Origin of the sequence: Acidaminobacter sp. JC074, assembly GCF_022496765.1 — a bacterium.
Classification (GTDB): Bacteria; Bacillota; Clostridia; order Peptostreptococcales; family Acidaminobacteraceae; genus JABXKX01.
Window position 1 is genome coordinate 188,432 of sequence record NZ_VANV01000001.1, and the last position, 21,212, is coordinate 209,643.

The 21,212-nt window shown below is 35.3% G+C and carries 19 protein-coding genes; 3 read left to right on the plus strand and 16 right to left on the minus strand.

What is annotated here, in order from left to right:
* Window positions 1–3: 3 nt before the first annotated feature.
* On the minus strand, window positions 4–501 hold the full coding sequence (locus tag EZV73_RS00920) for a cupin domain-containing protein (RefSeq protein ID WP_240837423.1): 498 nt from the start codon (window positions 499–501) through the stop codon (window positions 4–6).
* Between the two features lie 78 nt (window positions 502–579).
* Here EZV73_RS00920 and EZV73_RS00925 point away from each other — a divergent pair, with 78 nt between their 5' ends.
* Window positions 580–1,320, plus strand: coding sequence for an inositol monophosphatase (locus EZV73_RS00925; RefSeq protein WP_240837425.1), 741 nt, complete (start codon window positions 580–582; stop codon window positions 1,318–1,320).
* A gap of 8 nt (window positions 1,321–1,328) precedes the next feature.
* On the opposite strand, the gene EZV73_RS00930 is transcribed toward EZV73_RS00925, so the two are convergent.
* Complete coding sequence (locus tag EZV73_RS00930; RefSeq protein ID WP_240837427.1) at window positions 1,329–1,712, minus strand: hypothetical protein; 384 nt, start codon at window positions 1,710–1,712, stop codon at window positions 1,329–1,331.
* A 181-nt stretch (window positions 1,713–1,893) separates the two neighbouring features.
* Here EZV73_RS00930 and EZV73_RS00935 point away from each other — a divergent pair, with 181 nt between their 5' ends.
* Window positions 1,894–2,913, plus strand: coding sequence for a tetratricopeptide repeat protein (locus EZV73_RS00935; protein WP_240837429.1), 1,020 nt, complete (start codon window positions 1,894–1,896; stop codon window positions 2,911–2,913).
* Here EZV73_RS00935 and EZV73_RS00940 read toward each other — a convergent pair.
* The 14 genes from EZV73_RS00940 to EZV73_RS01005 form a co-directional block, all read right to left on the minus strand.
* Window positions 2,904–3,683 carry an ABC transporter ATP-binding protein gene (locus EZV73_RS00940; RefSeq protein WP_240837431.1) on the minus strand — a complete coding sequence of 260 codons (780 nt, stop codon included), beginning with the start codon at window positions 3,681–3,683 and terminating at the stop codon, window positions 2,904–2,906. The two genes, EZV73_RS00935 and EZV73_RS00940, sit on opposite strands and share 10 nt — an antisense overlap.
* Window positions 3,684–3,692: 9 nt before the next feature.
* On the minus strand, window positions 3,693–4,622 hold the full coding sequence (locus tag EZV73_RS00945) for an ABC transporter ATP-binding protein (RefSeq protein WP_240837432.1): 930 nt from the start codon (window positions 4,620–4,622) through the stop codon (window positions 3,693–3,695).
* A complete protein-coding gene (locus EZV73_RS00950; RefSeq protein WP_240837433.1) occupies window positions 4,622–6,799 on the minus strand; it encodes an ABC transporter permease in 2,178 nt (725 codons plus the stop codon). Before EZV73_RS00950 ends, EZV73_RS00945 begins: the two co-directional genes overlap by 1 nt.
* Window positions 6,786–9,128: an ABC transporter permease subunit gene (locus tag EZV73_RS00955; protein ID WP_240837434.1), complete on the minus strand. Its 2,343-nt coding sequence runs from the start codon at window positions 9,126–9,128 to the stop codon at window positions 6,786–6,788. Before EZV73_RS00955 ends, EZV73_RS00950 begins: the two co-directional genes overlap by 14 nt.
* A gap of 404 nt (window positions 9,129–9,532) precedes the next feature.
* Window positions 9,533–10,807: an ATP-binding protein gene (locus EZV73_RS00960; RefSeq protein ID WP_240837435.1), complete on the minus strand. Its 1,275-nt coding sequence runs from the start codon at window positions 10,805–10,807 to the stop codon at window positions 9,533–9,535.
* A gap of 373 nt (window positions 10,808–11,180) precedes the next feature.
* Complete coding sequence (locus EZV73_RS00965) at window positions 11,181–12,479, minus strand: MFS transporter (RefSeq protein WP_240837436.1); 1,299 nt, start codon at window positions 12,477–12,479, stop codon at window positions 11,181–11,183.
* 10 nt (window positions 12,480–12,489) lie between these two features.
* Window positions 12,490–13,536 carry a helix-turn-helix transcriptional regulator gene (locus tag EZV73_RS00970; protein WP_240837437.1) on the minus strand — a complete coding sequence of 349 codons (1,047 nt, stop codon included), beginning with the start codon at window positions 13,534–13,536 and terminating at the stop codon, window positions 12,490–12,492.
* A gap of 244 nt (window positions 13,537–13,780) precedes the next feature.
* Window positions 13,781–14,623: a DUF1048 domain-containing protein gene (locus EZV73_RS00975; RefSeq protein ID WP_240837439.1), complete on the minus strand. Its 843-nt coding sequence runs from the start codon at window positions 14,621–14,623 to the stop codon at window positions 13,781–13,783.
* Window positions 14,616–14,948, minus strand: a complete 333-nt coding sequence (locus EZV73_RS00980) for a PadR family transcriptional regulator (RefSeq protein ID WP_240837441.1) — start codon at window positions 14,946–14,948, stop codon at window positions 14,616–14,618. Before EZV73_RS00980 ends, EZV73_RS00975 begins: the two co-directional genes overlap by 8 nt.
* 97 nt (window positions 14,949–15,045) lie before the next feature.
* On the minus strand, window positions 15,046–15,534 hold the full coding sequence (locus tag EZV73_RS00985) for an NUDIX domain-containing protein (RefSeq protein ID WP_240837443.1): 489 nt from the start codon (window positions 15,532–15,534) through the stop codon (window positions 15,046–15,048).
* Between the two features lie 107 nt (window positions 15,535–15,641).
* Window positions 15,642–17,132 (minus strand): BCCT family transporter, encoded by a 1,491-nt coding sequence (locus tag EZV73_RS00990; protein WP_240837445.1) that lies wholly within the window; start codon window positions 17,130–17,132, stop codon window positions 15,642–15,644.
* A 17-nt stretch (window positions 17,133–17,149) separates the two neighbouring features.
* Window positions 17,150–17,620 carry a glycine/sarcosine/betaine reductase complex selenoprotein A gene (grdA, locus tag EZV73_RS00995; protein ID WP_240837447.1) on the minus strand — a complete coding sequence of 157 codons (471 nt, stop codon included), beginning with the start codon at window positions 17,618–17,620 and terminating at the stop codon, window positions 17,150–17,152.
* Between the two features lie 89 nt (window positions 17,621–17,709).
* Complete coding sequence (gene grdH / locus EZV73_RS01000) at window positions 17,710–19,017, minus strand: betaine reductase selenoprotein B (protein WP_240837449.1); 1,308 nt, start codon at window positions 19,015–19,017, stop codon at window positions 17,710–17,712.
* 9 nt (window positions 19,018–19,026) lie between these two features.
* On the minus strand, window positions 19,027–20,352 hold the full coding sequence (locus EZV73_RS01005) for a glycine/sarcosine/betaine reductase component B subunit (RefSeq protein WP_240837450.1): 1,326 nt from the start codon (window positions 20,350–20,352) through the stop codon (window positions 19,027–19,029).
* Window positions 20,353–20,537: 185 nt separating this feature from the next.
* Here EZV73_RS01005 and EZV73_RS01010 point away from each other — a divergent pair, with 185 nt between their 5' ends.
* Window positions 20,538–21,188 (plus strand): TetR/AcrR family transcriptional regulator, encoded by a 651-nt coding sequence (locus tag EZV73_RS01010; protein WP_240837452.1) that lies wholly within the window; start codon window positions 20,538–20,540, stop codon window positions 21,186–21,188.
* Window positions 21,189–21,212: the final 24 nt, after the last annotated feature.

Sequence of the window (21,212 nt, forward strand, 5' to 3'; positions counted from 1 at the left end):
AGGTCAACCTCTTGTTAAGCGCTTGATGATATCTTCATGTTGAGGATACTGGTCTAGTAGGTCTTGTCTTCTAAACAGTTCAAAATCCTCAAACTCAAATGCATAAGAAACCATACACGAAACCAGGGCATAACCTTTTTCAGGATAGGAACCAAAAATAGTGCCAGCTGGTACGATGATCTGAGGTCTTTCGTCCTCTTCAATATCAAGGCCAAGTCTTACACTTTCATAAGTGCCATCTTTATGAATCATAGCAATCGTTAATGGTTCACCCTCGTGAAAGTACCATATTTCATCTGACTTTAATCTATGGAAATTAGAAACATTACCTTCTTCTATTAAAAAGTAAATGCTTGATGCCAAGGCACGACTGCCCTTAAAATCTGAATTGATGGCATCCGCCTCTATTCTATGAGGTGATGCATATGTTACATGGTAATAGCCACCCTCTGGATGTGATACCATGTCTAAATTTTTAATCCAATAATCCGCTTTCTTCATTCTTCCCTCCCAAACTATCATATAAGATTTCCAGGAGAATAACAAGGTGTTATAATAGGATAAGAGAAAGGAATTCAAATGATAAAAGAACTAGAAAATATACTTAAGCATGTGGGTAAAAACATACTTCAAAATGATTTTACTGAAACCTATAAAGATAAGGACATCGTAACTAATTTAGACTTAGAAGCAGAAAGATGGATCATTCAAGAAATCAAGAAGTTAAGACCTCATGACCTATTTATATCTGAAGAAGAAAACCAAGAGGACTTGACCCATGAACCAACATGGATTATTGACCCCATAGATGGTACTCTTAACTTTACAAGGAGCATCCCTCAATACGGTATCCAGATAGCCCTTTATGAAAATAAGGAAGCTAAGCTGAGCATGATGTACTTTCCTGAATCAGATCAAATCCTTTATGCAAAAAAAGGACATGGTACTTTTTTAAACCATGAAAGGATAAATATAAGTCCTATGCCTTTATCAAAATCTATCATCACCTTTGGAGATTTCTCTAAATCTCAACCATCCTCAAGACCCATCCAGTTAAAAATGATGTCAGACTTGATGGACCATGTGATGAAGATTAGAATATACGGGGCTTCTAGTTCTGATTTTTCATATGTAGCCATAGGAAAATCTCAAGCCCATATCATTTTTACCAAAAGAATTTGGGAACTAGCAGCTGGCTTACTAATCATTGATGAAGCAGGCTTAAAAGCCCATCACATAGAGTTTGATACTTGCGATGGCTATATACTTGGCCATCCAGATACCATTGATAACCTATTAGAATACATAAAAAGAGGATAGAGCATGCTCTATCCTGAAGTTTCTTTTTCAAGTACTTCTGCCAGTTTCTTTAATTCATCTCCAGAAGATAGCTTACTGAACAAAGATATTTTAGACGATTTAATCTTTTCGTTAATCTTCTTATAGTCTGGATTGTTTTGATCACCTACTCTTTGTGTGAAAATGTCACTATTCAAAACATCCTTCTCCTCATCCTCTAAAAGTGCTTCCGTTAAGTCTTGATTTAAGACTAAAGAAATGTAAGAGAATATTCTAATCATTTTAGGATCATTAATAAAACTCTCATCTTCAATTGGTTCAAACGTTAGTGGATTAATACCTTCTAGTAATAAATTAATTAGGTTTCTAGCTCTTTTTAGTTTTTCCGGATCTTTTAACTTCATCTTCATCATATCACCTTCTTACCATCTCTTTACTTATATATCGTGTGTTTCGTGGTAAAACTTTACACAAAACATGAAATTTTCAGAATTTTCTATCAAAATGCACGATCATGATTAAATATACAGGCTTATTTTCTGGATTCTATTGAAGAAAGAGAGAAGAGTGATATAATTATTTCAGAGAGGGCTTATGATAGGAAAGATAAAGATACTAGAAAAGCAATTGAACAATACCAGTGTCTTTGACCATTTGGGAACACTTAACCAATTGGCACGGGCCTACATGTTCAAAGATATTGAAAAAACAAATAGTTTGGCTGAGAAAGCACTTCATCTTGCAATTGACTTAGATCATTCAGATGAACAGGCAACAGCCTATTACAACATTGGTGTCTTCCATCTGTACAACAATGATTTTAAGTCATGTGCAGAATCTTACCAGAAGGCTTTTTCTTTGTGTTCAAAGGAAAACGTTCTTACACTGACCCGTCTCAATATGTCACTTGGTTATATTTATTCATTTACACACGAGTTCGAGAAAGCTTTAGAGTACAGCAATCGCGCCTTAAATATTGCAACAGAAAATCATCTTTACGAAGAAATCTGCTCTATCTATAACAACATAGCTAGAATTCATCACAATCTTGAGGAATATGATATTGCCATGCAGTATTATCAAGAGGCACTTAATATTTCTAATACCTACAGCTTCTCAAGTTTACATACCTTCTTTCATATGTATGCTGCATCTAATAAGATGAAGTTGTATTCTACAGATGTAGAAAAAGACCTCTTATCCATTGAGTCCCATGTAGAAAGAACTGGAGACATGTGGTTTATAGGTCCATTAAAAATCTTGTGGGCGGTTTATTATATCTTAAACGATGCCTATGATGTGGCTGAAATCAATTATGATATGGGTTTTGAAATTCTTGAAGAAGATCACCTAGCCTCTTATTTACTTGAATCTTGTCTAGATTTATCCCATGCATTTGAATACAAGAATATGTATACAGAAGCTGAAGCAATCTATGAAAGAACAAGAAAATACTTAGAAGACAATAGAGTCATGCTTTCACTACCAAAGCTTTATTTATCCATGTCAAAGTTTTACTCAAAAAAAGGGCAAGTTGCCCTTTATCAGAAATACCTTCGTATGTATGTATCATCCAAAGAAAGAATCGAAAATATCCTTTCACGTCATTTTTGATGATTTAAAATAGAAGCAACCAATAGTTTTGCATAATCAGACTGAGGCGCATTTAAAATGGCTTCAGTCTTTCCAATTTCAACAATCTCACCATCTTTTATAACAGCTATTCTTGAACAGATATGTTTAATAACCTTGAGATTATGGGTGATAAAGATATAGGTAAAACCATATTTGTCCTTCAAATCCATTAATAGATTAATAATCAATCCTTGAATCGATACATCAAGTGCCGACACCGGTTCATCTAATATAATCAATTTGGGTTCAATGGCCAGTACCCTTGCTATGGTCACCCTCTGGAGCATACCACCCGATAAGGCAGGTGGAAACTTATCCAAAACATCTGCAGTCAATCCAACATCACTTAAGAGATCGTTTAAACGTTTGTCATAATCTTTATAATCACATATGTTATGAACCCTTAAAGGAGCTTCTAAATGTTCTCTTACAGTCATTTTAGGATCAAGTACTTCCTTACCGGACTGTAAAATAACTTGAATGTCTTTTCTTAAAGATTGAAGGTCTTTTCCCTTACTATTAGATATATCATGTTCTTTATAATAGATAGAACCTTCTGTTAATGGTATCAATCTGGTAATTAAATGACCTAAGGTTGATTTACCACTGCCAGACTCACCGATCAAACCAAAAGACTCCTTTTCAGCTACTTCAAATGACACACCATTGACAGCTTTGACAATCTGACTCTTTGAAAGCGGAGATGTTTTAACAATATAATGTTTTTTTACATTTTCTAATCTTAACATAACAACTCCTTAAATTTGAGAACATCTAAAAGCTCTATGGTTGATTTCTTTTAACGCTGGCATTTCACTACCACATATAGCTACCCTATCCTTGCAGCGGTCATAAAATGGACAGTGATCCTTGTAATACTTAGGAGAAAGCGGCAAGCCTTCAAGGGTGACCAAACGCTCATGCGATTTGTTAAGCGATTCCGTACAATCAATAAGTGCTTTTGTATATGGGTGTTTGGGTTCTGAAAGAATTTTAGAGGTCATGCCTTGTTCCATCACGAGACCTCCATACATAACAGTCATGGAATCACAAATATTTTCTACCAAATCTATGTCATGGCTGATCAAAACAATGGTTGTGCCATGTGTCTTATTAATATCTTTTAAAAGCTTGATAATCTGAAGCTTGATAGATGCATCTATGGCAGAAGTCGGTTCATCCGCTATGATGACCTTGGGTTCACATAAGAGACTCATACCTATCATGACTCTTTGACATTCACCACCAGACAACTGATCTGGATACTTCTTTAGAATTATTTCAGGGTCCTTTAAACCTACCGAAGCCAAAACCTCTATGATTTTTTCATCTGATGGCTGGATACCATGAATAGAAACGGCTTCTCTTAACTGCTTGTAAAGCTTCCTATTGGGATTAAAGCTCTCATGAGGATTCTGAAAGATGTAAGCAATATCATAGCCTCTAATAGTAGATAATTTGCTCTCAGTCATATCAAGGACTGATTCTCCATCAAACAGAACACTGCCATCATAGACGGCTTGGTCATGAAGCTTGCATATAGAAAAAGCTGTCACAGACTTACCCGAACCTGATTCACCCAGTATGCCATGTATTTCGCCTTTTTTTATCTGAAAATCAACGCCTCTTACAACTTTTAAACCGTCAAAAGATACGCTTAAATTCTTGAGTTCTAATATATCTTTCATCAGTTATTCTCCTTTAGGGCATAATAGAATGATTCGAAAAAGACCTCTGGATCAGTGTATACATCAAGTATCAAAGTATCGATACCTTTTTTGTGATGCATGACATAATCAGGATGTTTGATCAATGTATTTAAATCATCTGGTTCTTTCTCTGTCATAACTTCAAATTGCATTTCAGTCTGCTCAATCGATTGGAAAAAGCTGATGCCAAAATAACGTGTAAGAGGTGACATATCCCTGTTGATATAAACCTTGTCACCACCATAATGGACATCTCTAATATTAAAGTACATGGTATGCATAAATGGGTCGAACTTCATCCCTGTAGAGAATGGTAAAACACCATGGGCATGTTGGTCATAGTTGCCATCAAAGAAGGCAAGGACCATGGTCCTATTGGTTTCATCCTTTAACTTGTCAATCAGTTCTAAACCATAATTATAAGTAAAATAGCCATCTTCAACATCTCTATAATTGAGTGGCAGTCCAATAACCAACACTTCTTGAGAGGTATTGATATCGTGACCCTTTACCATGCCTATTACATTGACACCCTTACTCGACATCATAAAAGCTGAAGATTCATATGAAAGCTGACCACCCACATCTACCTTATCTGAAACACCTACAATAGGGATAGAGCCCTTAAAGCTCCCCTTACTGGTTTTCCATGAATGATTTGAGACGATTAGGCCCTTACAGCCCGTATCAGCCAGTTTACTTGAAAAGATTTCTATGGCCTCAGGTGTATAATAAGACCCATCTATCCAAATGACTTTTTCTGCAAACATAGGATAATATGCCTCATTGTAGAGTGAATAATTTCTGGCATCTATGATATTTGCCTCCACCTGATAGCTATCAAAACCATGAACCACATAATCGATGTCTTGTTCATAAACTTTATCATCTATACTTAAATAGCTCTGATCAACATAATAGGTTTGATCGGTTTCATAGGTCTGTTTATAGTCCTCATAAAGCGGTTCCATGCCAATGCTTGCCATCTTTTCAGATAGATAAGTGGTAACTTGATCTATTTCTTCCATTCCTACATATAACCTTTTAGGTAAGTCTTGTCTATCTATGTAGACGATTTCTTCTAGTTCATGTGTACTAGAGTTTAAGTTAAAGACAAAAACAATTAAAACTAGGGCCATAACATAAAAAAGTAAACGTCTATAATTAAAACTTTCATGTCTATGTTTTCTTATAAAAACTTTTGATATGGCCTTTCTGACTTTTGGTATAAAATCACTCTTTGGATCCTGTAAGATGATTCTTAAACCTTCACCAAACATGTTGAAGCCTAAAACTGATACGAAAAATGCAAGTGTCGGATAAATAACCATCCAAGGTGCCACTCTAAGAGCATCAGCAGCATAACCTAACAAACTCGCCCACTCCGGTTCAAAACTTACATCCCAGTATCTAATAACACCAAAGTCATCAGATAATAGAATCTTTAGGTTACCAATAAAGATGGCAAATAGACCAAGCTGTATCTGGAGTGTTAGAACTCTTGCAATTTCCATAAAAAACAAGATAACGACTTCTGGCATCAAATGTGGAATAACATTTTCTATGGCAACTTCATACTTGGACTTGCCAAGTAGGTACTCACTTCTAATATAAGGCTTTGACAGTATTAACTTAGTAGAATCTTCAAAGGCAATGGCTAGCTTACCAAAGCCGACAACTGTCAGTACCGTGATAAAAGCAATAGTAGACCACGTTTTATCGAGTCTAGAAAATATATTTAAATAAAGTACAAATATGGCAAATAAGAGCGGTGGCAAACCTGAAAACAGGATGTTGACTTGGCGTATGATCGATTTTGGTAGTGAGTAGTTAAAGCCAGCCAAAAGGCCCAGTGGCAATGCCAGTATAAACCTAAATAAAGTAACCAATAAGGCAATTTTTAAAGTAAGGCGTGTACCATAAATCACAAAAGAAAAAATATCCCTGCCAAGTTCATCTGTCCCCCATCTGAAGTTGTCTGACGGCTCAAATGGCGCCTGATCAAAAGTCGTCTCACCATCAACCGTTTCAAAAGAGTACTTAAGCGTCATGATGCTATAAGGATTCTTATCAGCTAAAAATCCAGGCATCATTACGACTACTAAGAGTAAGACCAGTATGATGCCACCAATTACTAAAGGTCTATTCAACTTCATAAGCACCTCCTGTTCTTGGCATAATAAAGCGTGACACAATTTTACTGGTCAAGGTCACTAAGTAATAGTACAACATAATACTAAGAACAATTGCCAGATAGAATAAGTACTCCCCACTAGAAATTGTTGCAATCAGGGTGTTAAAAATACCTGTCAAAGAAAATAACTTTTCACAAATAATCATGGTTGCAATATTAATCGCTATGATAATCGGCATATGACTCAACACCTTGTTAAAAGCAACCTTCAAGAGATGATGACTATATATCCGCATCTTCTTAACCCCTTTAGCCTTAAGACTGATGATGTATTTCTTTTGACTTTCTTCAACCAGGGTCATATAAACCGTTCTTGATATATAAATAGTTGGTACCAAGGTCAAAACAATCAGAGGCATGATGAGAGTTCTTAAGTCACTGGCTTCTATTGTCCCTGCTATAAAGGGAATATCCATAATATACTTCATTGAAAAGAGCATAAATATGATCAAGACTGTTTCCGGAATAGAAAGTCCAAATATAATCAATATAGACTGTTGCTTGTTAACACCCTTTCTTAAGTAACTAGAAATCATACCGATTGTAAGTCCAAGAATCACAGAGATAATCAAACCTAAAGTGATTAATCTAAAAGTATTACTGCTATGCTGTATAAGTATTTCGATATAAGGTATGCCGGCACTCGATGTCCCAAGACCATTTTCAATAAAGCCTCTGATAATAGAGATGATTTCATGCCATAAGGCATAAGAACCATAGTTAAAACTGCCACCAGAAATATTGAAGTAACCTGGCAGAATGGTGATACACAGTATGATGCCCAGTGTAATCAATACAACAAATACTGCATTCACAAGTAGCTTAAAGACACTGTAAGGCACTGAGTAGTAAAACAACTTTACAGATTCAATGTGTTTTAGATGAAAGAGTGTATTTATGATTACTAGTACTAGGATTAAGACGAAGATAACAGCCCATTCTAGAGGTCTCATATAGTCTGGATAATTATCTTCAAAATAAACAACTTTTATGTATCTGTCAAAGAGGTCTAAAATACCTTCTAAATTTTCAGACAAGGTCCCATTTTGCCCCATATAATAAGGCATTAAATTGGCTTGAAAGTCCGCTGTAATCAAAATAGCATGCTCTTCTTGTCTTATCGCCTCAAGACCTGGTGCATCCCATCTAGCTGTATCAATGACGTTTTCTGAGCCTACTTTTAGTATATGATCAAAGTCGTATTGCTGAAGAGACTCTCTAAAAAACAAGCTGTCGCCATCTGAACCAACAATCATCTCATTCATCATACCTAAGCGGTCAAGATAAATGCCATGCATATCTTCTTTTATAGTCCCAGCAAAATGCTTTGAACCAGATTGGTCGAGTAAACCACCATCTAGAAAGACAAACTGTGCTTGTTTCTTTAGATGTTTTTCATCAAGAGCAATTCTTTTAGCAAGTTCTAACATGGTAGATACACTCATGACATTTTGGTATCTCATATAAGGGCTTGAAGAATCATTACCATCATAATGTGTGGCAAAGTAATAAGTTTCTCCCTCCCCCATAGTAGCAACAATATTGTAACCTGTCATCACTTCAATTTTCTTGTCAACGACAATATGTACATTCTCTATTAGACCTGCATCAAAGAATTCTACACCTGTATAAGATGTGCCAAAGGAAACTTGGATTTTTTCTTCACTACTTGATTTTGCAAGATCAAATAAGATATCACGGTCTTCTTCAGATATGTAAACAATTGGCATGACCTTGCCGTCAAGCTTCTTATAATCTAACTTAATAGAACCATCTTCATAATAACCATTTGCAATAATAACGCCCTTGCATCCAGCATCATAAAGCTTAAGTAGATTCACATCACTCAAATTACCAAAACCAGTCGATATAACAAATCGATTATTTACATATTCTTTTTCATAAGATGATGATAGGTTTTGTATAACCATATCTCCGGTAAAATCAATACCTGCACTTCTACCGCCATTTGCAGAATGTAGTCTAATTTCATGATCATCCACTCTCAGATATTGGTCTTCACCATAAACAGGACCTAGTTGTTGATACTCCTGTATTTCAATCTCAAAGCCCAATGCTTCTAATTCATCCATTAATCCGATTCTATAATCTTCATGCGCCTTTGAACCGGAAGAAGGCACACCCATCTCTAGTAGTTCATTAGACTTATCTATAATCGCCTGTGAATCTATTGAATTTAGGTCATAATGAAAGCCCATCACATGAAAAAATGTCATAGGCACAAATACAATAAAGATAATAGAAATCAACCAAAATATATACCTTTTCATAACCCACCCCTCTAAAATCAATATACGATAAAAAAATTTTAATGTCGATGGATTTTTCTAAATTTGAAATTTTATTAAGAATTTTCACACTTTTCTAACAATTTAAGATAATCACCTTACTAAAAAAACCTGATCATCACTATCGATAATCAGGCTTAAATATTTCAAGTATTTAAGGACGACAATTATGCTCTCACACTCCACATGAGTCGAGTGTTTATTGAGACAAACAACTTGTGAAACAAGGAACTGATGAAACTTTCGATAGAAAGTTAATTAATCAGGTAGCTTGCCACTGACCATAGGTCAGTGATTAATACTTAAATTGCTCTTTTTAACATTAATCAGCAAATTTCAATTTATAGAACTGAATTAACAATAACTAGACTAGTAGAAACTCGTCATCAAATTCTATATCCATACCTTGTATTCCTGTTACTCCCAACTTTAATTATTATGTTCTTCTTGAGTAATTGATTTAATAAACGAATAACTTTTGTTTTGTTTAATCCTGTATGTTCTTCTATCTCTTTTCTACTTAACGCTTCATTTTCTCTAATCGAAATATAAACGGATCTTTCCTCCATCGTTAAAACATCCATAATCTCTGAGTATTCCTTGAGAATAGGCAATATAATTTTTATTGAGTTAGTATACACTTTGAAATCTGGTTGAATTATTGCCATTTCATATGATTGCAAAATCCGTCGAATTCCTGTTCCAAATCGCTCAATGTACCTCAATCGAAAAAATAGATTACCCAAAATTGGATTTCTCAAAATTGAAACCTGACCGTCTATATATTCTTCTTCTGTTAGACCAAAAGGTAAACCACCAGGTGATACAATTTCAATCCTATCATCAAACATTGAAATTCTAATCAATGCGTTTATATCCCATTGCCTATGCACTACAGCATTAGCGATAGCTTCCCTAAATGCTCTTAATGGAATTTTTTCAACCGATACTCTCTCTACACCAACAATTTCCTCATAACAATATTTTTTTTCAAATAAGTTAATCGCTTTATCAAATTGCTCTAAAACAGATACTTTTTTATAAATCTCACGATCCAAAATTTCATTAATACTATTCCCAAACTGAACAATATCAATTCCTGGCAAGCTATTGTCATCAGATAATATTTCAGCAGCTTTATTAAAATTTCCATCTCCTGAATATAAATCTAGCGTCTTTAGAATATCTGAACTTAATGCTTTGATACCTAAATGATCAACTAGTTGTTTCTCCAAGTACTTGAATGATAACTCTCTTTTATTCGACGATAACTCTTCAAAACTTAAGTTTTGACCTTCTAAAATCAAACGACTAAATTCAACTCGATCAATTTCAACTGTTGCTGTGTCAGCTCTTTTGAAAGCTTTATTCTTATACACATATGGTTTATGAACTCCCTCATTTACAATTAACTTAATAATCCTTTTATCAACGTCTATAGCAATTTCATAACCAGGCACAGGTGTTATACTATCATTAATCTTATTTTCAATCGTCAAACAAGTTTGATCTAACTCATTAATCCCAATGACTTTTCCTCGATCCGTAATACCAAATACAATAACCCCGTCACCATAATTTGCGTAAGCACTTACTGTTTTTAAGAATGTATTATTAACTTCTTGTTTGTACTCTAAGTCTACTCTTTCATTAATGCCCATATAAACACCTCCCTATATATATTTTACCAGAACCATACAAAAGTGCAACGCAAAATTTTGCGTTCCATTTTGCGTTTCATTTTGAAACGCAAAAAAGATAATAAACTGCAGAAGCAACCCGTTTATACCTTAAAGGCTACCCCCCATATACTTTCTAAGAGAATTCTTAACATTATTTTGATTTACATAGCATACCTCATTGCTGTATCAATTTGCTGATGACCTAACATTCCTAGTCACAGTCTGCCTAGTCTGGTAAGTAAGAGGAGTCTCCTCCTCTTCCTCCCATAATAACCCAGCGTGACATTTTCACGTCACTGGGCTCAAGCTAATTACAACTAACCCCAAACAGAATAATATTTTCGTCTTCATTCTATACTTTCTGTAAGTCCTTATTACCACTTACTATGATTGTAAGTAAGACTAGAACTAAGCCACATCCTAATGGCAATAACCATGGTGGTAGTCTGTCAATCAATATGCCACCTAATAGAGCACCTATCGGTGTCATGACACTCGCAATCGTTACAAGTACCCCCATAACCCTTCCTAGCATGTCACTAGGTGTTTGTGACTGAATGGTTACCATCAGAGGTATATTCATAAATGCAGAGCCTGAAGCGATTGTAATGAACAATACAACCATTACCGATACTTTTCCCCAGTTATTCATAGTAATTGGTAAGAATCTTGTCAACAAACCAAAACAAATCATCACAATTGCAAAGACTATCATACCACCAATAATCCTATTATAGTTCTTTTTAGCTGGTGGAATAATACCAACAACAAGAGATGCAATTATCACTCCAAAGGGGAATGAAGCCATGGTAATACCATATTGAAGGTCTGTTAATGTCCAGTACTGTTTCATAATATATGGGATGGGAATATTCATACCTAAAGTCATGAACATGTTAATGAAGGTAGCTGAGATGGCAAGTGCTAATAGCCACTTGGTTTTAAACATATATTTAAAACCGTCAACTAAATCATTTACAAAACTACTTTCAGCATTATCAATTGATGATGCCTCAACGCCATATATTTTTTCTTTTACTTTAAAATCTAAAAACATCTCTGATATGCCAGAAAAAATAAAAGACAAGCCATTTAAGATTAAAAATACCTTCATATCAATCACACCAAATACAAAACCACCTAAAGCAGGTCCTATGATATATGCTAGATTTGAAATGGAACCTGAAAATGAGTTTATGCGTGTTAGTCTCTCTTTATCCACCAACAAAGGAATCGAAGCAGAGATTGTTGTGTCAAAAAATACATTTGTGATATTAAGAAGTAATGTAGCCGCATAAATATAGCCAATTCTCAATCCATCAATACTACTTGCTACGACTAAGGCAAGTACAATAATACCACTGAGCATATCTAGAATGACAACCAACTTCTTTTTATCCAGTTTATCTGCCAACACACCTGATACCGGACCTAAAATAGCTCTTGGTATTGTTGCCAAAACAATGGTCAATGCAAAACTTGTTCCTGAACCAGTTGTTTTTAAGACGTATAAACCAATTGCAAAACTATAGATCGAACTACCAAAAAGAGAAACCAATTTGCCAAGTAAAAAAAGTATGATATTTCTATTTGCCAGTTTACTACACTCGTATGAGCTCAAAAGTTTTTCTTGTTCTATTACTGCTTCCATAATCTTTCTCCTATCTAATATTCTCTAAAAATGATTCAACCATATTTGTTAGCTTTTCTCTCTTCAAGGAATAATAAGTCTTGTTTCCTTCTTTTACATCATTTATGATGCCAATATTTCTAAGCTGATGTATATGATAGGACAAAGCAGCTTTACTCAGTCCAGTAGCCTCACACAGCTCTTTACCATACATGGCTTCTTCTTTCATCAAGGTTATCAGCTTAAACTTCATAGGATCAGCAATCATGCCAATTGTGTTAAGCATGTTTTCTTCATCATTTTTCCCTCTAATTAATGCAATGGCTTCTCTGAACTCAAAACCAACTTCTAAATATAAAACACCATCTACGTCTTCACATACAAGGGCTTTAGAGTTAATGAAAGATGACCTAATAAGAATGTTATCAAAGCTACTTACATCTATAACACCTTCTAAGACATCTGAGAATATCGCTTCACCTTTTACATCCAGTTCAGTTTGCAAATAAGTGTTTATTGATGTCATGTCTTTTTCGTACTTTTTTATCTCCTTTTGATATGTGGGATATATTCTCTTTAAGCCATCTACTAATTTTGAAAATAGTATTGATGGATCTAATAAAAACTTATATACGTCCCATTTGATGTTTTTATTGATACTGAGTTTATTAACAAAATCCATTACCTGATCATAATTAGACCGATCAAGTGCATAGTCTGTATCAAAATCTTCAGTAGCAGATTTTCCTAACCTTCTAACAATCGCGTCCATAACTGTATCATCTACCATGTTTGAAATGATATCAGTAATCTCATCAAAGGATTTTGCTCTTATGGTCTCAATTGAAATGGCGTTAACAATCACTGTACCAAAATCTTCATCGATCATATAGGCTATATTCATCTCATCAAAAGGAAATTTTTTCTTTAACTTATCAACAAGTTTTATGACTTGTTTGTTAGGATAAAAGCCTTGATGCTTATACATTAAAGCTTCATAATCTTCTACACACATAATGTAGACACTATGTATGACATCTCTTAATAACCACCTACTTGCTTCAAATTTAATAGCCATAACCTTCACCTCGTCAAAATATATTTTAACTACTTGTTCGAACATATCTAATTACATCTTAGAATATAGCACAATTTTTGTCAAATTAAATCAAAACTTCTTGTCAAAAAAATATTTAACAACTTTTCTAGTCAGATAAATTCACTTATTCTTAAAACGATTCAGACCATGTTACATATCGTAAGATACTTTTAGGTCTAGTGTCTAAACTTTTGCAAAAGAATAACCGCTTATGCGGTTTTGATTAATTAGTTATTTGTTTTTTTCTTGAAAGTTTAACCAGGTATAGAGAAAGCAGAAAAATCACAATAGCTGAAAGTAATTTTAAAGGACTGTCTAGTAAGCTAAGTTCTTTATCAAGAAATGCTCTTAATGCATCATTTTCAACACCTATTAATACAAATAGAATGCCTATTGGTAATAGGACCGGACATATGATCCACAGTCTTTTTACATTGGACCATCTTTCCACGGATGCCTTTCTCATCAAATACATGAGCCAAGGAAAGAAGACAAAGGCAATAATGGCATAGGAAATGACAATGCCAAAGTCTAAGGTTGAAGACTCAATGGCTTCTAAAGAAAAACCAATCTTAGTCATCTTATAGACTTTCATTAAAATGATATAACCAACAAACAATGATAGACTGTAGGCCATTAAATAAAGAATAGAAAAGTTACCACCACCAGCTGATATAAATGGCTCTAAGAACTTATTAAGATCACCATCAATAACACTTTCTACATCTCTTTGGTCCATAGAAGCATGTTCAAAGATTTCTAAAACAGCTGTTTTGATGTCTTGTTTCATGCCACTTGAAAGATTAGACAAATCAATGGATTCCTGTGCATCCACATAGACTGCTTTATAGGATTCTGGTAAAGATGATATCCTGTCTTTGAGTTCTTTTAACTTATAGATGCTCATAAATACACTTATAAGAGCCAGTAAAACGATCAAGCCAAACATCAGGAATATGGCCATATTAGATTCTTTCTTATTTACCATAAATACAAGCATTTGAACAATCAATAAAACGCTTAGTAAAATCGTCATAACCACTCTACTTTTTCCGGTTCTATTCATGACTTCCTCCCTCCATAATAGAAGTGACACTATTTGAAATATCAAACCAGGCTTCCTTAAAATCCTTTAGATAATCATGACCACTATCTGTTAAGTTAAAGTACTTTCTTTTTGGTCCTAAAGGTGATTTCTTACTTTCACTTCTCAAAAGTCCTTTTTTTTGCAATCTAATCAAAACTGGATAAACACTACCTTCATTAAGATCTGGTAGTCCCATATTATTTAAGTCCTCTGTTATCTGATAACCATAGCTTTCACCTCTGCTGATGACTTCCAAGATACAGCCTTCCAATAAACCTTTTAAAATTTGAGCTTTGTCAATCATGTACACCTCCACTACTCTATATAGTCAAGTAGTATATTTTCATTATACACCCGCTACTCTATATAGTCAAGTAGCGTAAAAAAAGCGCCTAAGCGCTTTACTCAAAATCATTTATTTTAACAAAATGCATGGTTGGTTGACCATCAACAGTACCAACATAAATCGGATCTTCAAATGTGGACTTGGTCAAATAATGTTTGATGATTTCATGACTGGTAAAAGACATCTGAAGGTCTAAGAGTTTAGACTGACAAATCCAGTGTAAAGTTCCTTCGTCATTAGCGACCACAGTATCAGATTTTGAAGACATGAAGTAGACATATTGAACTCGGATTTCCTGGTCTTTCTGTCTCATAATCATGTACTTAAGTTTTATCTTATCCAGCTGGTCTGCTTTTAGACCCGTTTCCTCTTCAATTTCTCTGATACAGCCATCGACAGGATTTTGATATTCACCATCTTTTAAGTGTCCGCCAACGGGTGCATAGACACCACCAGCAACTAATCGATGACGCTCTCTTTTTTGCATGAGTATTCTGCCATTGTTTTCTATAAATGCTACTGCCATGTGTCTGAATGAAATCATAAATCCCTCCTTGTTCTTACTTCATTTTATACCCAAAACAAACTGTAGGCCATCAATTTATAGCAAAAAAATAAATTAAGCCTTTTCAGGCTTAATTTAAATGCTTATTACGATGCTCTTTCATTCTTTTTGGCAATTATAGGGTCCTGTCTCAGCGCTTTAACAATAGACACCATTCCGAATATCATGACAAAAGCAAACGGGAATGCCGCTACGATTGAAGCTGTTTGTAACATTTTCAAACCACCTGATAGCATAAGGGCTAAAGCTAACAGAGATTGAATAACGCCCCAAGTTACCTTTCTATTTACCGTTGGATTTAAATCACCATCTGATGACATCATACCTAGTACGAAAGTCGCAGAGTCTGCTGATGTAACAAAGAATGTACATAACAATAGAACTGCTACAAATGATATGATTGAACCTAATGGATATTGATTCATCACAACGAAAAATGCTGTTTCTGTTTTTGCAATCGCTTCTGTAGCAACTTCAACACCTGCGTTAATACCCATAGTGCCAAATGTTGCAAACCATACAAAAGATGCAATTGTTGGTGCAGCTAATACACCGAAAATAAATTCTTTGATTGTTCTACCACGTGAGATTCTTGCAATAAATGTACCAACAAATGGTGCCCATGCAATCCACCATGCCCAGTAGAATATTGTCCACCAACCATACCATTCACCTTTTCCGAATGGGTTGACGTCCATTACTAAATCTTTAGCATATAGTAAAATACCTTGACCTAAATTTGTGAAAATTAAAAGTGTTGGTCCTATGATAATTGATAAGACAACTAAAACACCTGCAATAGAAACATTTAGGTTTGATAAGAACTTAATACCTTTGTCTAAACCTGTGATAGCTGAAATCATAAATAAGACAGTTACAATGACAACGATCATGATTTGTACTAATGAGTTTTCAGGAACTCCAAATAAGTAATTTAGACCACTGTTGATTTGAAGTGTACCTAAACCAAGTGATGTAGCAACACCTGCTACTGTTGCGAAAATCGCAAGAATATCGATTGTTTTACCAATCCAACCTTTAACTCTTTCCTCACCAATTAAAGGTATAAACACAGAACTAATTAAACCTGGCTTATTTTTTCTGAACTGCATGTAAGCTAATGCTAATGCTAATACAGAGTAATTAGCCCAAGGATGTAATCCCCAGTGCATGAATGACTTCATCATGGCAAACTTTGCAGCTGCTTCTGTTCCGCCATCCATACCCATCGGATTAATAAAGTGGTTTAGAGGTTCGGCTACACCCCAGAACACGAGACCAATGCCCATGCCTGCTGAGAAGAGCATAGCAAACCAGGATATAAAGCTATAATCTGGTTTAGAATCGTCTGGACCAAGTTTAATTTTACCGTACTTACTAAATGCAATCCAAATAGCAAACACAACAAAAGAAGTCATGGCTAACAGATAAAACCAACCAAACTTGCTTACTAAGAAATTAAATGCTAGATTCGCTACATTTGCAAAATTATCTGCAGCAATCAAGCCCCATAATACGATCGCGAAAACTACGACCAATGAAATGACAAATACTTTATTAACTTTTGATTTATTCATGAAATCCCCCTAATGGACTAGTACTTACTAAACTCACTCCTAATTGATTGCATTTCATTTGCAATCTCTTCCACTTCAAGTACCATTTCCATCATGCCAATCTGCTCGTCATAAATCTCAAAATCAATTTCACTCTTAAATGCTTCTTCTACTACATGATATACCTGAAGTCCTAACTGGACTCCCGCTAATGGACCTGCGAAAGTTGGATCACCACCTGTTACTGTTTCAGCAGCTAAGCCAGCAGCTTCTGCCTCTGCAGCACCTAACAACACAACAAGATTTTCTCCGCCGTATTGGTCGTGATACTCTTTAACTCTCTTTTGGTTCTCTAGATCCATAGCACCTGCAGCCGTTCAGACAAAACATTCTGTTGAAGCGTAAAGAACCTCTGTGTTCAGATTTTCTAAACATGCTTCAACGGCTTGAGCAGGTATACCATCTCGATCACCGATAATGATTACCTTCTTACCATCAAGTAAAGCCATCTTCTCCTCCTTAAATATTAACATAATTCCATCATATATAACACCTAGGCGCCTGGATATGCTAAGTGACGCCTAGGAGTTTATCAAAACTATACTCTAAATACAGTCTGTTCTTGAACATCTTGAGTTAATGCTTCTAAAGCAACACCCACTCTGTGATATCTTAATTTCCATTGTTCTTCTCTACTAGTCGATGGATCGCCTAGTGGATATGGAATTGAGATAGTTGGTACAATCTTGTTTGCACCAGCAGTCTTAGCAACTGGTACCAAGTTAGCCATTTGAACAACTGGTAAACCAGCTCTTTCAACTTCTTTAACAATCGTTGCACCGCAACGAGTACAAGTGCCTCACGTAGAAGTCATGATTACGCCGTCTACGCCTGCTGCTAATAATTCTTCAACGATTTCTTTACCCATTCTAGCTGCTTCACCTTGAGTTGTACCTGTACCTACTGTTGAGTAGAAATACTTGTATAACTCTTTAATTTTACCTTCTGATTCATATGCTCTTAGTGCATCAATCGGTACACAAACATTTGGATCAGCATCTGCTGCAGCTGGGTCATAACCTGCATGAATTGTCTTGAAAATGCCGCCTTCTAGTCTATCCATACCAGTAACATCATACTTACCCCAACGCGTTGCTGAAGCCGATTGGATTCTGTCTGGGTTGTCAATAGGCACAATACCACCAGAAGTTAAGACTGCAATTTTAGCGCCTGATAAGTCAGCAATTGGTGTTGCAATTGGTACTCTATCCATCTTAGGAATAGGTAACTCAGTAACATAGTCTTCACCAGAAATCTTCTTAAGAAGCATATCAATAACTCTATCAGTTGCGTTTATCTTATCTTCTCTCCATACTTGATGACGGATACCTCTTGTGTAGTAACCTTCTTCTTCAGCAGGACCTAAGTTTTCACCAGCTAAAATCTTATCAGCGTAAGCTGCTACTTTTTTGATATCTTTTCTCATAGCTGCTGCAGACTTACCACCTGGGAAAATTACCATGTCTTTTTTAAACATTTCAACACCAGGATTCTCAATATGCATTGAAGAAAGTACAGGTACGCCGAACTTTTCTTTTACTGCTAAAGAGATAACACCACATGCATTACCGTATCTACCAGCTTGGAAAGCAGGACCAGCTAAGAAAATATCAAATTCTTTATCTTCTAAGAAGCCTAATAACTTTTCAACAGCTTCTTCTTCATTTGAACCCATAAAGTTATCACCACAGATTAGTGTATGTGTAACTTCTGCATTTTTTAATGCTGCATTAAAGGCCATTGCAGCTCCAACTTGACCCTCTCTAATTTCAGGTGCAAAGTCAGCTTTATCTTCACCACCAATTTGTCCAAAGAATTGGTTTAAATATACAATTGCTTTTTTCATCATCCACTCCTAGAATTCTTTCATAGTCTTTGTAGACCAACCTACTACCTGATCACCACAGAACATTGCATTGTTCTCCATAATAATTGAACCATCTGGTCTTACTGAAGGTCCTAATAACTCATCATCTGCCCATCCACCAGACAGACCATCTCTAGCAAGTGCTTCTAACTCACCAAGTACCAAACCAGCTGGTGGTAACTCGATTAATTCAGATACATTACCACAAGATACGATTGCAGTAGCTTTTTCGTTCATAGAAACAAGTGATTGTGACGCACCATCACGACCTGTACATTCATTTGTTAAACCAACTGTTTTAATACCTACTTCTTCAAGTGCTACTAAACAAGCTGTGAAGTCTGTATCAGGATTACCGTAACCTTCTTCAGCAACAACTGCTGCATCAGCACCTAATGACTTAGCCATTTGAGCTACAAATAAAGCCGAACGCTCTTTTTGCTCTAATGCAACGTTTAGGTTTGACATGATAACACCTAAGAAGTTAACTGTCTTACCGTGCTCACCGTATAATCTCTTAATCATCGGGAAGTTTTGGAAGTCATAAGTTGACCACTTTGATGAACATGGCATAAATGAACCAGAGATCATAGCGCCATCTAGAATTTCATTTGGATTCATGAATGTTGGTACCATTCTGTTACAGTCCCACCCGTAACATAAGTCATTGTAACCCGCTTCTTCCATTTGAGATTGAGGTTGTAATACTAGAACAACTGAAGGTAAAACGTTTTCCTCAGAAGGTCTTTTAGAAACAGGCTTTAACTCAAATACTTCTTTTTCTTGTGGCTCTAATTCTTTTACACATGAACCTACGTATTCAGCGAGTCTCATTCCTGCCCATCTTAATGCTCTATTTTTCTTTTGTTGCTCATGATGTTCAAATTCTTCATCAGTGTGTGCAACTAAAACGATATTTTTTAATTGAGAATAGTATGTGTACTTGGCACCTTCACCACCCATATCAATCAAACCATCTTGGAAACCACCATAATGTTGACCTACAACCAATACACTACATCCTTTTAAGGCATGTGTTGTACCATTACCTGCTTGTGTTAAATCACCAGTTACACCTGGGAATAAAGCATCACCATTTAACTTAATTCTTGGCTCAATTGCTTCTTTTACAGGTACAAGTCTTACATCATCACCTGGTTTAACAATATGCAATTCTGCTTTAGTGATGTGCTCATCTTCGAAGACAACTTTTAAAGCTTCTTCCTTGTTAATCGTTAATAATCCGTCTTTAAATGCTGTCTTCGCACCAAACTGAATTTCTTCAACGAAAAAATGTCCTAATTCTAGTTTCAATTCTCCATCCTCCTCAATAGTTCAAATTGTTTGACAACTCTAATCATGATTATATCATAACCTTAGTTATTTGAGAAGTATTTTTCTCGAAGATAGATAAATTTTTCACAAGATATTAAGTTTTTCCAAACATTTGACCCCTAAAAAAAAATTTATGTTATAATGATTTCTAAAGGGGAAAAGTTATGAAAAAAGCTAGACAACGACAAAGAACAAAACGTATCTTTATAGAATCTGCAGCAGAGATTATAGAGAAGGAAGGCTTTGAAGCCTTAACCATCAGAAAAGTGGCTGATTTGGCAGCTTATAACAGTGCAACACTGTACAATTATTTTGATAACTTAGAGCATTTAAGATCACTTTCGGCACTGATATTTATGAAGGATTATACCGATGAACTAGACCAGTGTATTGTGGGATGTGAGACCGCTTATGAAGTCAATGAAGCTGTATGGCTTTGCTTCTATAAGCATAGCTTTTTAAAGCCAGAAGTTTTTCATTCGATATTCGGAAATTCGGTCAACAAGAAACATAATTCCTACATCAATGAATTTTATGAGTTGTTTCCAGATCATTTAACAACACAATCAGAAAGCGTTAAAGGCATGCTTACTGGAGAGAACTTATTTGACAGGACCATGTTCCTTTTAAAGGCATGTGCAGATGAAGGCTATTTTAACGAAGAAGATTTAGAAGATATTTATGAACTCTTATTCTTTATCTATCAGGGTATGTTAAACAAACTCATGGCTGCTCCTGATATGATCAATGAAGACGAATTTGTTAATCAGTCAAAAAAATACTTACATAGATTATTTTTATCTTATAAAAAATAAAGATCCGAATGAACGGATCTTTTC

Excerpts from the sequence above, each read along its gene's own strand:
- EZV73_RS00920 (WP_240837423.1), bottom strand. The coding sequence starts at position 501 with ATGAAGAAAGCGGATTATTGGATTAAAAATTTAGACATGGTATCACAT.
- EZV73_RS00925 (WP_240837425.1), top strand. The coding sequence starts at position 580 with ATGATAAAAGAACTAGAAAATATACTTAAGCATGTGGGTAAAAACATA.
- EZV73_RS00930 (WP_240837427.1), bottom strand. The coding sequence starts at position 1,712 with ATGATGAAGATGAAGTTAAAAGATCCGGAAAAACTAAAAAGAGCTAGA.
- EZV73_RS00935 (WP_240837429.1), top strand. The coding sequence starts at position 1,894 with ATGATAGGAAAGATAAAGATACTAGAAAAGCAATTGAACAATACCAGT.
- EZV73_RS00940 (WP_240837431.1), bottom strand. The coding sequence starts at position 3,683 with ATGTTAAGATTAGAAAATGTAAAAAAACATTATATTGTTAAAACATCT.
- EZV73_RS00945 (WP_240837432.1), bottom strand. The coding sequence starts at position 4,622 with ATGAAAGATATATTAGAACTCAAGAATTTAAGCGTATCTTTTGACGGT.
- EZV73_RS00950 (WP_240837433.1), bottom strand. The coding sequence starts at position 6,799 with ATGAAGTTGAATAGACCTTTAGTAATTGGTGGCATCATACTGGTCTTA.
- EZV73_RS00955 (WP_240837434.1), bottom strand. The coding sequence starts at position 9,128 with ATGAAAAGGTATATATTTTGGTTGATTTCTATTATCTTTATTGTATTT.
- EZV73_RS00960 (WP_240837435.1), bottom strand. The coding sequence starts at position 10,807 with ATGGGCATTAATGAAAGAGTAGACTTAGAGTACAAACAAGAAGTTAAT.
- EZV73_RS00965 (WP_240837436.1), bottom strand. The coding sequence starts at position 12,479 with ATGGAAGCAGTAATAGAACAAGAAAAACTTTTGAGCTCATACGAGTGT.
- EZV73_RS00970 (WP_240837437.1), bottom strand. The coding sequence starts at position 13,536 with ATGGCTATTAAATTTGAAGCAAGTAGGTGGTTATTAAGAGATGTCATA.
- EZV73_RS00975 (WP_240837439.1), bottom strand. The coding sequence starts at position 14,623 with ATGAATAGAACCGGAAAAAGTAGAGTGGTTATGACGATTTTACTAAGC.
- EZV73_RS00980 (WP_240837441.1), bottom strand. The coding sequence starts at position 14,948 with ATGATTGACAAAGCTCAAATTTTAAAAGGTTTATTGGAAGGCTGTATC.
- EZV73_RS00985 (WP_240837443.1), bottom strand. The coding sequence starts at position 15,534 with ATGATTTCATTCAGACACATGGCAGTAGCATTTATAGAAAACAATGGC.
- EZV73_RS00990 (WP_240837445.1), bottom strand. The coding sequence starts at position 17,132 with ATGAATAAATCAAAAGTTAATAAAGTATTTGTCATTTCATTGGTCGTA.
- EZV73_RS01010 (WP_240837452.1), top strand. The coding sequence starts at position 20,538 with ATGAAAAAAGCTAGACAACGACAAAGAACAAAACGTATCTTTATAGAA.